Source organism: Gammaproteobacteria bacterium (assembly GCA_024235095.1).
Classification (GTDB): Bacteria; Pseudomonadota; Gammaproteobacteria; order Competibacterales; family Competibacteraceae; genus UBA2383.
The window spans coordinates 626,976-640,921 of the sequence record JACKNC010000001.1 but is presented as its reverse complement, the minus strand read 5'-3'; the positions used below and the strand labels follow the sequence as shown (position 1 = coordinate 640,921).

Below are 13,946 nucleotides of genomic sequence, written 5' to 3'. Positions count from 1 at the left end.
CCCCTCTCCCAGTGGGAGAGAGGATCAACAATTTCTACAACTTTTGCATCACAAACTTGCCCTCGGCATCGACCTTGTAGAGCCGATAAACTTCGCCCTCGCGATCGCCCTTTTCATCAAACGAGATCGGGCCGCTCAAGCCAGGGTAATCCTTCAAGTCCTTATGCAGGTATTCGGCGATCTTGCCGCCGTCGGTGGACTTTGCGCCTTCAATGCCGGCCACCGCCGCCCGGAATCCATCGCCGGACAAGACCGCCCAAATGGAAGCCGGGACTTCCTCGTATTTCTTCTGGTAAGCCGCCAAAAAAGCCTGGGCTTCCGGCGTATCCAGGTCCTGCGGCACTGGTGGACTCAGGAAATAGAAACCTTCCGCCGCTTCCTGACCCGCACTCTTAACCAGATCGGGATTGTTGGTGGCGTCGCCGCCGATAAATGGGACCGGCCAGTTCATGGCGCGCTTCTGCCGCAGCAAAAGACCGGCTTCCGGGTAATAGCCGGTAAACAACACGACATCGGGATTCGCGCCCTTTAACTTGGTCAGAATTGCGTTGTAATCCCGTTCGCCAGGGGTCAGCGCGTCGAAGAACACCACTTCCATCCCTTTTTTCTTCAGCAGCGCATTGGTCTCATCGGCCAAACCTTTGGCGTAGGAGGTGCTGTCATGCAGAATAGCGACCTTCTTGAAACCCAGCTTCTCAATGGTTTGCGCCGCCATCCGCCCCTGCTCATCGTCACGCGGCGCGGTGCGGAAGAAGCGCTTGAGACCTTTCTCAGTCAAACGAATCGCGGTGGAGCCGTTGGCGATCTGTGGAATGCCCGCCTCGTCATAAATCGCCTGGGTCGCTTCGGTGACCGAAGAACCGTAAGTACCGATGACCGCCACAATGCCTTGGGTGGTCAGGCGTTGCGCGGCCAAGGATGCCGTGCGCGGATCACCGCCATCATCCTCGGTAATCACCTCGATCTGCTTGCCCAACACCCCGCCTTTGGCGTTTTGCTGTTCGGCCAGCAACTCGACAATCTTCTTCATGCTTTGCCCTTCGCTGGCCCAGGAACCTGTCAAGGGCGCCATCAGGCCAATTTTAACCGCGTCCGCCGCATAGGCCAGGCTGCCGGTCGCCAAACCGATTGCGGCGACCAGCGCCAAAAGTGGTTTTTTCATAGTATGATTTCCTCGTGAGTCGGGTCAGCTATCGAAAGGGAATAGTGATCGGGAAAGATTGTTAAACAATCAACAATAGCAGTGATTTAAAAACCGTCAAATGCGTCGGGCCGCCACAGAGTGGCTAATTGCCATGCTGTCACTTGCCCCATAATGCAGCAGGGCCTGCTAATGTTGCCCAAGAAACAAGCAGTCTCGTGATTGACGCCTGTAGATGGACATGGAGCCTGCTGAAACCCTCCCTGGCGTCGGAAAACTTTACACGCAACCTTCCATTTGACGACCTTGTCCTGCTATCGGGCTTTTAAATAAAATTAAATAATATCAATTTATTATTTATTAAGTTGGCCAGTTTTTTAAGTGGGGATGATCTTTTGCTTGGCAAGTAGAGAGTCTTGTGAGTGTCAGGAAATTTTACACCTTGTCGAAACTTTCGGTATTGGATTTAGCAGAAAAAATTAAATATTATTATATAAATAACAGCATCTTATGCTAAATAAGATGTAATTATTCATGAATCAATACTGTCAGAAAATTTTACAGTAGAACCGAAAGAATTAAATCAAGTCATTGATTTTTATATATCGGTATGATTTTTGCAGAAAATTCAGACATTTCCTGTTTATTGAGGAATATTACCTCGCAGGATTAGAATGCATCCTTAACCGTCAATTCAATCGATCCTTTATCCAAGGGGAGTGAAGTTTATGAATCTGAAACGCTCTGTTGCATCCTTCCTCATATTGGGCGCGCTTGCCATGGGTCCCGCCCTCGACGCCCAAGCCGCTGCTATCAGTACTTTAAACCTGAGTGGCGATGCGGAGGTCACGGGGTTCGGTTTGAACGACACCGATAGTAATCCGCTGACCTTCACTGCAACCTTGAGCAACCTGAGTGGCAACGTCCACCTGGTCGCCTTACCAGACGGCAATTACAACGTCAGCGCCAGTGTGGATTCGTTTTTGTTCTTGGGCACCCCGCTGTTGAGCAGCGTGCCGCTGACGCCCATTTTCAGCGGCGCATTGTCGTCGACCGGACTGACGCCGGGGGATTACGACTTCACCTTCGGTTCGCCGCTTTCCACCTCCTTTGGCTTCGGTTTCGATATCAACTATGACGGCAGCACGTCGGCGGCGGTGTTGGTGGCGGTGAATAACCTCTTGCAGTCCGTCGGCCTCCCGCAGGTTAGCGACCCCACCGGTACCGGCACCCTGGGGGTGACGGGAACCTTCAAGATAGATGGCGTCACAGCAGAGATAAACTTTACCGAATCCAACCTCGTGGGTTGGAATGGTTTTAACACTTTATTGAATGCAGTTGATGGTTCCCTCGGCCCTAAAGACGGCAAGATAGACATCTCTGACCCCACTGGTGGCAACATCCCCGGATTCAAGATCGTCAATATGAGAGTTGTCGCTACCCCGGAGCCGGGTACGTTGCTGCTGCTGAGCGCCGGGTTGCTGGGCTTGGTCAGTCGCCGCCGGCTGGCGAAAACGCTGGCTTGATACGCTGAGCGGGCCAGGGCGGCCACGCCCCGACCCCTGGGATACAAGGCCGTCATCGCGCGCAACGCCGGTGGCGGCTTTCTTGTTGGTTTCGCAAAAAACGAGTAGTGTCTGAAAGATCGTAGGGTGGGCAATGACCACTCTACCCACCACGTTTTCCAAACGCTACCCTTCTTATGCGGATTCCTCATGTTTGAACGTATTTTGGTGCTTTGCACCGGCAACATCTGCCGCAGCCCCATGGCCGCTGCAGTTCTGCGCCAGCGTTTGCAGGCGAAAAGCCAGCCAGCCGACATCCGCTCCGCCGGCATCGGCGCAATGACCGGCCATCCCGCCGAAGAACCCGCCCAAGCCCTGATGCGCGCCCGAGGTCTGGATATTTCTAGCCATCGCGCCCAACAGGTCAATCACGATCTGTTGCGTTGGGCGCAACTCATCTTCGTCATGGAACCCTACCAGCGCGACGCCGTGTTGGCGATGGACCCGACCCTGCGTGGCAAGGTGTTTTTACTGGGGCACTGGATCGGGGAGAGCATCCCCGATCCCTACCAACAAGAACAGGCTGCTTATGAAAAGGCTTTAGCTCTCATCGATCATGCACTCGATGCCTGGATGGACAAGCTATAACCGCGGTCCGCTACCACTGTTTGGTTTTTTAACTCTTCTTATACGAATAGCGGTAAACATAGCCCTTGTAGCCATAGCGATAGCGCAAGCGATTGACGTCCAGATCGTTAAACACGAAGCCCTTAACTTGCACCCCAGCCTGAGCGAGGCGCTTGATCGTCTGCTCCAGTTCCCGCATCGGATGGTTGCCGGCGCGCGCCACCAGCAGAGTCGCGCCCGTCATCCGCCCGACAATCGCTGCATCCGTCACCGCCAGCACTGGCGGCGCATCGACAATGACAATGTCAAACAGCTTATTCAATTGTTGCAACAATTCCTCAAAACGCAGATGCATCAACAACTCCGAGGGATTCGGCGGACGCTGGCCCGTCGTGATCGCCATCAAATTGGGTAAAACAGTCGCCTTGAGAATCTCCTCCAGTCGGGCAACCCCGCTCACATACTCGGACACGCCCTGTTCGCGGGACAGGCCAAAACCCTGATGCAAAAGACCTTTGCGCAAATCGGCGTCTACAATCGCCACTTTCTTGCCGGACTGAGCCAAAACAACCGCAAGATTCTTTGAGATAAAGCTTTTACCCAGCCCTGGACTGGAGCCGGTGATCAACAAGACCCCGTTATCCGCATCCATCAAAGCAAAATGCAAGGTGGTGCGCAAACTGCGCAAGCTCTCCACCGCATCGTCCTCCGGATCGACTATTGCCAGCAACTGGCCCTCGTCGCCTCTATGGCGTTTCAGTACGCGGGCGATTGCAACCTCGCGTTTGCTGTGCGGAATGGAGGCGTACACCGGCAGACCCAACCGATGCTCGATCTGATCCGGGTCATCGACCGTCACCTGCAACTGGCGGCGCAGAAACACCAACCCCAGCCCTACTACCAAACCTAGCAGCAGGGCGACCGCCAGCACCAACGCCTTACGCGGTTTCACCGGTTCATCCAGCGCCACGGCAACATCAACAATCCGCACATTGCCCACCGTACCCGCCCGGGCGACCCGCAACTCTTGCGCGGTAGTCAGCAGGCCAGCGTACAGCCGGGTGTTGACCTCCACATCACGCGCCAACCCGAGAATATGCTGCTGGGTGATCGGTAGTTTCGACACCTGCGCATCGAGTTTCTCGCGACCGGTCCGCAACCGGCCCAGCTTGGCGTCCAGCGCTTTGAGCAGGGGATGAGCCGGAGTGTAGCGCTGGCGCAGATCATCGCGTTCCTGCTGCAATTTCAGGATTTCGGCGTCGAACTCAACGATGGACTTCAGCACGCTCTGGGTTTCACTGGTCAGATCGACCGATCCTTCCTGCAAACGATAGGTGTTGTAAGCCGCTTCGGCAGTATCGAGTTGATCTTTCAGCAAGGGCAACTGCGTTTCCAGAAAAGCCAGGGTGTTTTCCGATTGCGCCGAGCGGCGTTCGACATTCTGGCGCACATAGGTTTGCAGAATCTCATCCAGAATCTGCGTCAACTGCGCCGGTTGCGGCCCCAACAGGCTGATCTCGATGATACTGGAGCCGCGAGTGCGCTCCTGCGCTGAAAGCTGTTCGAGTAATTCATCAATCGCCGTAATGCGCGAATCGCGCCGCAGTATAAAGTGCGTACCGGGCCGCGCCTTCAGCCGGGAAATGAACAAACTCACTCCACCGCCGGTAGCGCGTTCGCCGACCTGGCCTTCCAGCAGGCGCTGTTCATCCGGGTCGAACAGCGTGAAGCGGCCAGCCTCACCGGCTACCAGGGTCAAATCTTCTCCCAGCAGCGCCGGTGGCGTATCCAGAGCATCCAGGGTGATTTCTTCGCCACCCCAAGCATAAGTTTCCGCCCCAAGCCAGGGCAGACTGACCCCTTCGCCAGTGTAGTGTCGGGCAATAGCGGCGCCGATCAGCGGAACATACATCGGTTCGGCATACAAATCGAGTTTGAGCCGATCCACTACTTGGCCCAGCACCATGCGCGATTGCAGTAGCTCCAGTTCAGTGGTGACCGGATCGGCCTCATCGCCCTCCAGCATCGGTTTTAATGCAGCCAGCGCGGTTAGACCGCCGCCAAAATTCTGTTCAACTTGCAACAGAGCGTCAGCCTTGTAGATCGGCGTGGCCAGGAACGCATAGAGTCCGCCTCCCAAGCCGGCGATCAGGATGACCGCAAGGAGAAACCATTTGTATTCCAGTAGGATGGCCAGGTACTCGCCCAGGTCAATCTCTTCGTCCAGGGCGTCGAAGGATGCGCGTTGGGCTGGGACTGGCGGCGTGGTTCGTTCAGACGCTGGAGCGTCAGGCAGGTCGACCATCAGCGCACCGGCGCCCGGAACAGCGGGAAGGTGGTGCCCGTCGTATTGAGCAAGGTCGCAGTGGGCAAGATGTTGGTGATCACCCGGTTCCAGCGCACGACATCCGCGGTATCGACATAGACAATATCGCGGGGCTGCAAGGGAAAGCGATCAGCCAGCAACAGGGCGTCGGGGCTGCGCGAATCAAGATGATAAATTTCCGGTTGATCGATCTGACCGCGCATGACAAAAATCTGTTGCGGGTTCGCCGTGGTGTGCAAGACGTCGCCGGCGTCGCCGATGGCCTCGGCCAGGGTCTTGCGGCGCTTGTTCATGATGAAGGAACCGGGATTTTGCACTTCGCCCAGCACAAACACCTTGTTAAGCTGGCGATCCGGGACGTTGACGATGTCGCCCGGCTCTAATGGAATGTTCTGGTCCACCGCGCCATTTTCGTACAACGCTTGCAAATCCACCCGAAAGGTTTGGCCCTGGCGGGTCAGGGTGATATTGGCGGGGTCGGCCTGCCCGGTGAAGCCATCAGAGCGGTTGATTGCTTCGATGAGGGTCATTGGGATATCCGTGATCTCGCGCAGGCCGGGCTTGACCACTTCGCCCACCACATAGACCCGCTTGCTGCGATAGGCAGCGACGCGCACGTCAAGCTGGACTAATTCAATGAACTTGCTAAGCGGTTGGGTCAACAAGTTCCGCACCTCGCGTGTCGTCTTGCCCGCGACCGGCACGATACCGACAAAGGGGTAGAAAATGGTGCCGTCTTCGGCAACCACGGTGCCGGCCTGTTCGGCGTTACGAAACTCGCCGGTGGGAATGGTCAGTTCGGGGTGTCCCCAGACAATGATGGTCAAGATGTCGCCGGGGCCGATTTTGTAGTCGGAAGCAACCGGCTTGGGCAGTTCAGCGGGCGGGCGCGGGGTGGCGGCGCGTTCCTGGGCGATGATTAATTCCGCGGTAATCGGCTGGACCTTGACCTCGGCGGGCGCAGCTTCATCGCCCGGCTTAGCTGGCAGCGTCACCGATGATTCGGTGCGCATCTGATAGGTATTCATGCCTGGCGCGGCGCAGGCGGACAGAAGGAGGGTTGCCGCCAGGAGGCTCACTGTCAGTCTGAGGGCGCGCGTCGTTGTCCGGGGAACCGGAACGGGTTGGCGGAGATGTTCATACATCAATAACAGCATAACAAATCTATCCGGTTAAGGGGTTCTGGTAAGTTCAGGAACAACTTTAGGCCAATTTACCTGAGATTCTATACCAAAATCAGCGAATGTAACGCTCATTATGAGCAGTTTAGCAATTTTTATACCACTTCGTAACAGATCCATATCGTTTCTCGATGACAATTGAGCTTTTGCCGGAACGGGCTTGTCAGTGATTCAATAGGTTATCGTCTGCCAGCGGACTTTTGCGCATGGGTATTTGGTATATAATCGCGGGACTCTATTACGCGAAACAGGACAGACATCTTTCCCATGTTAATTCGCAGTCGCAGCCAGTCGAGTCGCCGCAGCCGCAGCCACAGCCGCAGTCGCAGTCGCAGCCGACGCATGGTTTTTCTCAGTCTGCTGGCGTTGGTTGGACTCCTGGGTTGGGGCCTGCATGAACTCTGGCGTCAGGGTCTGCTGCCGGTCAATCAGACTGCCGCCGATGGTTATGAGGTGACTTACACCGCTACGGAGCAGGTCAAGCTCCCTGAAGATGACGCGCCACACCCCCATTATATGGAGTGGTGGTACTACAGCGGACATCTTTGGGGATCTGACCAGCGCCGCTACAGCTTCCATTACGCGCTGTTCGTGATCAACAGTCTGGCCACTTGGACGGTCGCGCACGCTTCATTTCTTGATCAGGCTAGTGGCCGTCACTACACCGCACAGCGGCGCACCGCCGGCAAGCCGACCACCGACCGGCCAGGTCAATTCGCTTTTCAGTTGGGCGACTGGCGGATGGCTGGCGGCGATGGCCGCGACACGCTACAGGTAAATGATCCAAAATTCACCCTGAACCTGTCGCTGGAAAGTCGTGAGCCGCCGGTATTGCAGGGCGGGACAGGTCTGCTGGATTTTCAGCAGGCGGGCTCCAGTTATTACTATTCGCGCCCCCGGATGCGCGCGACCGGCATGGCCGGTCTGCCTGGCCAGATGCAGCAGGTCACGGGTCAGGTCTGGTTTGATCATCAATGGGGAGACTTTCGTCCGGCGGCACTGGGCTGGAACTGGTTCGCCTTGCAGCTTGATAACGGAGCCAATGTGATGCTGTACGATCTATTCGACCGCAATGGTAAAACTGTTTTGCGCTCAGGTACGTACACCCTGCATGATGAAACTGTTGTGTTGACGGAGGCGGATTTTCGGCTGGCGGCGACTGGGCAATGGACCAGTCCGCAGACTGGCGCGACCTATCCGATGGGCTGGACTATCGTCTTGCCAGCCCAGGGTATTAATGTGACGGTGACGCCGGTGATCAAAAATAGTGAGTTCGATGGGCGAACTACGTCCTATCTGGTGTATTGGGAAGGCGCAGTGACGATTAGCGGGAGCCATCCGGGTCTAGGCTTTGTTGAGCTGAGCGGTTATCTGCAAGAGCCAGGCGCACCTTAAGAGCGCTACACCACAACGCGATAGGTTGAGTTCTCCCTTTACAACAGAACAGAGGGCAGGCTTGCGACCTCTGCTTGTTTCAAAATGAAATGATGTGAAACACCTCCATTTCAATTTGAAACATCACGTCTTCTCATCGGTTGGAGCGCCGGCCCCCATACGGCAACGACCTAGCCGGTTTTCCCGACCCGTTCCTGATTGATTAGCAACTGAATATTCAAAGCAAATTCTGTTCCGCCAAGGGGGCTTTTTTTCGGGGAATCGCGCTGAGCATCGACTCGAATGTAGGTGTGGTCTAATTCTTGCTAAGAATTTCGGTACGTAATGATTTATGGCTCTTTTTAGTGGGCTGGAGAGGCTCTTTGTGCACTAAAATAGTGCAATTATCCTAAATTAATGAGTGGTAATCTCGTAAATTTTTCAGATTAACACTGAGTTCATCTACTGTTCTAAAAACTTAATGTGTAAAAAATTTTATTTTATGAATAAACTAATATGATTCAACATCATCCTCCGGGTATTCGTTTTCATCACTCTTTGTCATCAGTCGCGCATCGGTTGATGGATGCGCTGATAATTGTATTAGGCTTATGGTCTTGCGTTGAGATTCTGGGCGTCTCTTGGTCATCTCATTATGCAGCCGTTGCGTTGCTGGCGACGGTGCTATTCATGGTGGGCGCTGAAAGCACAGACCTTTATCATTTCTGGCGGCAGATGCCGGTTTTGTATGTATGGGCGCTGGTCGGGGTAGGGTTGCTGATCGTGGGGTACGCTACCAAAAGCACGAGCGATTTTTCGCGCTTGGCCATGAGTCTGTGGGCAGTCGGAACGCCGCTGGGACTGATAGGCTATCGACTGGCGCTGCGAAAATTGTTGTCTTTTTTGCACATGCGCGGTTTCAGCATGCAGACAGTGGCGATTGGTGGGGCGAATGCGCATGGTTGTCAGTTCGCGCAATATCTGCAGCGCAATCCGGCGCTTGGTTTACGTTTGCTGGGCTTTTTCGATGACCGTGAACCTGGTTATGGCGACGACCGGTTGCCTTCAAACCTACCAGCGCCTTTGTTGGGTTCGTTTCAGGATTTGGTTGAATGCGCCTACAGCGGGAGGATTGATGTCGTTTACATCCTGTTGCCATTGAAGGCGCAGGATCGGATTGCGCAGTTGATTCAGCGCTTGGCGGACGCCCCGGTGGCGGTGTATCTGGTGCCGGACTTTTTTGTGTTCGATCTGTTGCACGCGCAATGGATCAACATCGGTAACATGCCCACGATCAGTATCTTTGAAACGCCTTTGTCGGGGGTCAATGGTCTGGCGAAGCGCGTAGAGGATGTGGTGTTGTCAATGTTGATTCTGGTGCTGATCGCGGCGCCGATGGTGGTTATCGCGCTTGCGGTGAAGCGGTCGTCGCCGGGGCCGGTGCTTTTTAAGCAAACCCGTTATGGGTTGGATGGGTGCAAGATCAATATCTGGAAATTCCGGACGATGACGGTGTGCGAGGATGGCGATCAGGTGGTGCAGGCGCAGCGGAATGATCGCCGAGTAACGCCTTTGGGAGCGTTTTTGCGCCGTACTTCGCTGGATGAATTGCCGCAGTTTTTTAATGTGCTGATGGGGCAGATGTCGATTGTGGGGCCGCGCCCACATGCCGTGGCGCATAATGAACAATATCGCAAGTTGATTCCAGGATATATGCTGCGGCATAAGGTGAAGCCGGGAATTACTGGTTGGGCGCAGATAAATGGCTGGCGCGGCGAGACCGAGGTAATTGAGAAAATGCAGAAGCGGGTGGAGTATGATCTCTGGTATATTCGGCATTGGTCGTTGCGCGTGGATCTGCAGATTGTTGCGTATACGGCGTTAAGAGTGCTTTGGGATCGAGAGGCGTATTGAGGGAAAGAAAGAGGCTAGGTTGGATGAGTGGGGAGATCGATGCCATGAGTAGGGTACGGTAGTTTCCGAAAAACTTGACCTGCCACGCTGCCTGATCAGCCTGGCAATATAAATAATGAAAGTACTAAGTCTTCAATTTACCCAGATGGATGGCCACCTGCGCGAGTTGCTGCGGGGAGCCAGTACGGCGGCGTCGCTGAAGTTTCTGGCGGCGCTTGCAGCTTTCGGATTGAATCTGTTGATTGCCCGGATGTTGGGACCGGAGGGTTCGGGTATTTACTATTTGGCGTTTACTCTGGTCACGATTGCTGCAGTCATAGCGCGTTTTGGCCTGGATAATACGTTGATCCGGTTTATCGCGGCGGCGGAGTCGGCTGGGCGCTATGCGCGGGTGCAGGGGGTTTACCGTCTTGGCTTCAAGTTGACAGTGGTGATTTCTTTGGTGCTGGCAGGAGTCATGTTCGCGTCCGCCCACTGGATAGCGACTGTGGTTTTCAACGAAGCCGCGCTTTCGTTGCCTTTGCAAGTGATGAGTCTTGCAGTGCCACCCTTTGCGCTGTTTGTGATTCATGCGCAGGCGTTGCAAGGAATGAAACGCATTCGCGACGCAATTGCGACGTTGAGTGTGATCGCGCCGGCGTTGATGATTTTGTTAAGCCCGTTGTTGATTATTCAGTTTGGTGTAGCGGGTGCGTCAGCGGCTTATGTAATGGCTGCGGTGGTAACGCTCGGTTTCGGGGTTTGGCGGTGGAGGATATCGACGAATCACCATCCGCAGGAAGCTGGGCGGTTTTCTATAGAAGAACTGTTCAGTTCCTCTGTACCGCTTTTCTGGGTGGCAATCATGAATTTGATTGTTGCTTGGATGCCGACGTTGATGTTGGGTGTTTTTTCCACGACTTATGAAGTGGGATTGTTCAATGCGGCTAACCGCACGGCGATGTTGGTGAGCTTTGTTCTGGTGGCGGTAAATAGCATTGCCGCGCCGAAGTTTGCCGAGTTGCATCAACAGGGCGATCTGGCTGCATTAAGAAATGTGGTGAAGTCATCAACGAGATTGATGATCTTGGCTGCTTCTCCGGCGCTCATGATGTTTTTGTTTTTTCCAGGTGCTTTTCTGCATCTTTTTGGGAGTAAATTTGAGGCTGCCGGGAATTTTCTTCGCATTATGGCTTGCGGTCAGTTTGTGAATGTTGCGACTGGCAGTGTCGGCTATCTGTTGATGATGACCGGGAACGAACGTGCACTGCGTCGGATAACGATTGTGTCAGCATCAGGTGCAATAGTTCTTTGTTTGATTTTGATTCCGGTTTATGGAGCCTTGGGGGCGTCAATTGCTACGGCTTTTGTAGTTGCAACACAAAATATTTTGTATTATTTTTCCGCTAGAAAACTAGTTTTTTCGAGTGAACCCTTGATCTCGAAATAGCAAAATAAAGGCAGATGCTCATTAAGTGCAGCTAAGTTGCTCATCATGTTTCCATACCATCTTGAAAAAACTTGAGTATCACTTTGGTGTTTGCCGATTTGCTTAACAGTGGAATCTTTAGTGATGAGCGCCATATCGGTAATAATTGCGACATTTAACAGACCAGACGATCTTAGAATTTGTTTGGAGCATATATTGCGGCAAGTCATTCAACCAATAGAGGTAATTATCGTTGACTCAAGTCCTAATGACAGAAGTAGAGTTGTTGTTGAATCATTTAATGATGATCTTTTACGTTATTTTAGTTCGATCAAGGGATTAACTCGCCAACGTAATTTGGGGATTGGCAAGCTAAACCCAAATAGTGAGTGGTGTTTGTTTTTGGATGATGATGCAGTTGTGGATATAAATTGTATTAAAAAATTTAAAGAAATTATAAAGTTGAATAATAATGATAGTAATTTAGGTGGAGTTGGTGGGATTGATGGGAATATGTCGCCTACGTCTTTTATGCGTCGGCTTTTTCTCCTACCAGAGTTTTCTTTTAATCGTGCGGGGTTAAAGAAATCAGGTTATGCTGTTTATCCCATAGCAGCAGGTACTCAGGTAATTGAAACTCAAGCTCTCAATGGCTTTATGATGGCATATGCTACAAAAGTCTTTCGAGATTTTCTGTTTGATGAACATTTTTCTGATTATGGTTATGGAGAAGATTTAGATTTTTCTTGTCGAGTTGCTGGGAAGTATCGTTTAATAATAGATACAAGCTGGCGATGCGAACACAGGCAGTCTCCTGTTTCAAGGCTTTCACTTAAAAGATTGTTCAAGATGCAGCTTGTAAATCACCATTACTGGTTCAGAAAAAATAAGAAAATATGTGGCTTTCGATGGGTAGACTTTTTTGTCTCTGAGTTTGGACGCTTTATCCATAGTTTGTCGGCCGCTGCTAAATTTCGCAGTATATCGCCCATTATCGGATATATTGAAGGCGCTTATCTCATTTCTAAAAAATCCTTACAGTAGTGATTGGTTATTAAATGCAGTTATTGCCCATTGAGGCGTCGTAGTTTATAGGGGAACAGCAGTAGTGCTACAACAACCAACAATGTTAATTTATATGTTAGGCCTTTATTTTTTTATTCTAAGCCTAGAACCTTTTTTAAAGTTTAAGTTAGGCGATTTTTTTGACTTAATCGACTTTATCTTTTTGGGTTTTTTCTATTTTTGCTATGTAGCAGAAAAAAATATTCAGGGAAAATTTTATAAGACTGAGGCACTGTTTTCTATTGTTATCACTGTATGGATAATATCAAGCCTAATTCAAGGTGTATCCCCTGTAGAATCAGTTTACTCTATCTTTATAGAATTGAAATATGTTCCTATTGCCTTTCTACTTTTATCTTGTTCGATAAAAAGAATTCATATTATAAGATTCTTACGAATAAGTCTTTTAGTTATTGGAATCCAATGGTTAATTGGATTTCTTCAAATCGTTGGGGGTGAGCAAGTAACTCTCTTTTTCTTGAATGACTATATTTTATCAAAGCCTGAATATAGAACATCGGGAATATTGCAAAATGTTGTATCTGGGACATTGCTGAGTAAGAATTTTTTTTCTTTTATTATTTTGATTTCAATAGTGATAGTCTATAAATTAAAAAGATTTTTGTTCGATGAAAGGTCTCATGTCCCAATTTACTATATGTTAGGCGGAGTAATTTTGATTTTGGTTGCTGCGTCAAAAACTGTTTGGTTACTTTTGTTTAGTGTTATATTGGTTGTACTTTTCTCAGAATGGATAAAACGTCCTCTTTTACTAGTGACTTTAATGTTTTTTTCTCTTGTTGCGCTAATTACCGTTTTTTCACTAAGCAATAGCGAGAATAGCGCATTTTCATTTATAGCTGATCGGTTCTCGTCTTTATTTGATATTAGTTACTACGAGCATATCACTACTGTAGGCCGAATAACGTATGCACTTGCAACTTTAAATATCTTATCGGATTCACCTTTAATAGGTATAGGCGCTGGAAATTGGGGGAGCATCGTTTACTATAAATTAGCAACTTCTAGAGAAGAAAATGTTTTGGCTGGTGGATACTATATTCCGAAAGGTGTTTTTCAAGACAATAATCTTGCTTCCATAGCTGGTCAACATGGTTTATTAGGATTTATCCTTTTTATAGTCTTTCTATTAAAAATATGGAAAAATTTGAGTATGATTCGCTATTCGCATGTTGACTTTGATATAGCACTCTTCAGCAGTATGCGAACAGTGCTTTTTTTATTTATAGTAATGGCTGTAACAACATCCCCTTTTCAAGCGAAGCCTATAGCCTTGCTATTTTGGATATTGATAGGCCTAAGTTTAGCATATTCAAATGCTCTAATCATTAGAAAACATAATTTAGTAGTAGACTGATTTAAGGTATTTCGACCAATTTGAGGG

At 50.8% G+C, this 13,946-nt stretch carries 9 protein-coding genes and 1 pseudogene; 7 read left to right on the top strand and 3 right to left on the bottom strand.

The window, feature by feature from the left end; genetic code table 11:
* Nucleotides 1-34: 34 nt before the first annotated feature.
* The gene (locus tag H6973_02740) at nucleotides 35-1,162 is read right to left on the bottom strand and encodes a branched-chain amino acid ABC transporter substrate-binding protein (GenBank protein ID MCP5124575.1); all 1,128 of its coding nucleotides are present in this window, start codon (nucleotides 1,160-1,162) and stop codon (nucleotides 35-37) included.
* A gap of 1,409 nt (nucleotides 1,163-2,571) precedes the next feature.
* Here H6973_02740 and H6973_02735 point away from each other — a divergent pair.
* Together H6973_02735 and H6973_02730 are read left to right on the top strand one after the other, a co-directional pair.
* Nucleotides 2,572-2,667, top strand: a pseudogene (locus H6973_02735) (PEP-CTERM sorting domain-containing protein).
* Nucleotides 2,668-2,856: 189 nt separating this feature from the next.
* A complete protein-coding gene (locus H6973_02730; protein MCP5124574.1) occupies nucleotides 2,857-3,294 on the top strand; it encodes a low molecular weight phosphotyrosine protein phosphatase in 438 nt (145 codons plus the stop codon).
* 28 nt (nucleotides 3,295-3,322) lie between these two features.
* On the opposite strand, the gene H6973_02725 is transcribed toward H6973_02730, so the two are convergent.
* The gene (locus H6973_02725; GenBank protein ID MCP5124573.1) at nucleotides 3,323-5,578 is read right to left on the bottom strand and encodes a polysaccharide biosynthesis tyrosine autokinase; all 2,256 of its coding nucleotides are present in this window, start codon (nucleotides 5,576-5,578) and stop codon (nucleotides 3,323-3,325) included.
* Nucleotides 5,578-6,744 (bottom strand): polysaccharide biosynthesis/export family protein, encoded by a 1,167-nt coding sequence (locus H6973_02720; protein MCP5124572.1) that lies wholly within the window; start codon nucleotides 6,742-6,744, stop codon nucleotides 5,578-5,580. Before H6973_02720 ends, H6973_02725 begins: the two co-directional genes overlap by 1 nt.
* Nucleotides 6,745-7,047: 303 nt before the next feature.
* Here H6973_02720 and H6973_02715 point away from each other — a divergent pair, with 303 nt between their 5' ends.
* The 5 genes from H6973_02715 (at nucleotide 7,048) to H6973_02695 (ending at nucleotide 13,919) form a co-directional block, all read left to right on the top strand.
* Nucleotides 7,048-8,175, top strand: a complete 1,128-nt coding sequence (locus H6973_02715) for a hypothetical protein (GenBank protein ID MCP5124571.1) — start codon at nucleotides 7,048-7,050, stop codon at nucleotides 8,173-8,175.
* Nucleotides 8,176-8,670: 495 nt separating this feature from the next.
* Nucleotides 8,671-10,068, top strand: coding sequence for an undecaprenyl-phosphate glucose phosphotransferase (locus H6973_02710; GenBank protein MCP5124570.1), 1,398 nt, complete (start codon nucleotides 8,671-8,673; stop codon nucleotides 10,066-10,068).
* 115 nt (nucleotides 10,069-10,183) lie between these two features.
* Complete coding sequence (locus H6973_02705) at nucleotides 10,184-11,497, top strand: flippase (protein ID MCP5124569.1); 1,314 nt, start codon at nucleotides 10,184-10,186, stop codon at nucleotides 11,495-11,497.
* 123 nt (nucleotides 11,498-11,620) lie between these two features.
* Nucleotides 11,621-12,520 (top strand): glycosyltransferase family 2 protein, encoded by a 900-nt coding sequence (locus tag H6973_02700; protein ID MCP5124568.1) that lies wholly within the window; start codon nucleotides 11,621-11,623, stop codon nucleotides 12,518-12,520.
* Nucleotides 12,521-12,584: 64 nt separating this feature from the next.
* The gene (locus H6973_02695) at nucleotides 12,585-13,919 is read left to right on the top strand and encodes an O-antigen ligase family protein (protein MCP5124567.1); all 1,335 of its coding nucleotides are present in this window, start codon (nucleotides 12,585-12,587) and stop codon (nucleotides 13,917-13,919) included.
* Nucleotides 13,920-13,946: the final 27 nt, after the last annotated feature.

Bases quoted from the DNA above. Each gene is read 5' to 3' on its own strand.
- H6973_02720 (MCP5124572.1), bottom strand. From the start codon at position 6,744: ATGTATGAACATCTCCGCCAACCCGTTCCGGTTCCCCGGACAACGACG.
- H6973_02705 (MCP5124569.1), top strand. From the start codon at position 10,184: ATGAAAGTACTAAGTCTTCAATTTACCCAGATGGATGGCCACCTGCGC.
- H6973_02725 (MCP5124573.1), bottom strand. From the start codon at position 5,578: ATGGTCGACCTGCCTGACGCTCCAGCGTCTGAACGAACCACGCCGCCA.
- H6973_02715 (MCP5124571.1), top strand. From the start codon at position 7,048: ATGTTAATTCGCAGTCGCAGCCAGTCGAGTCGCCGCAGCCGCAGCCAC.
- H6973_02700 (MCP5124568.1), top strand. From the start codon at position 11,621: ATGAGCGCCATATCGGTAATAATTGCGACATTTAACAGACCAGACGAT.
- H6973_02730 (MCP5124574.1), top strand. From the start codon at position 2,857: ATGTTTGAACGTATTTTGGTGCTTTGCACCGGCAACATCTGCCGCAGC.
- H6973_02740 (MCP5124575.1), bottom strand. From the start codon at position 1,162: ATGAAAAAACCACTTTTGGCGCTGGTCGCCGCAATCGGTTTGGCGACC.
- H6973_02710 (MCP5124570.1), top strand. From the start codon at position 8,671: ATGATTCAACATCATCCTCCGGGTATTCGTTTTCATCACTCTTTGTCA.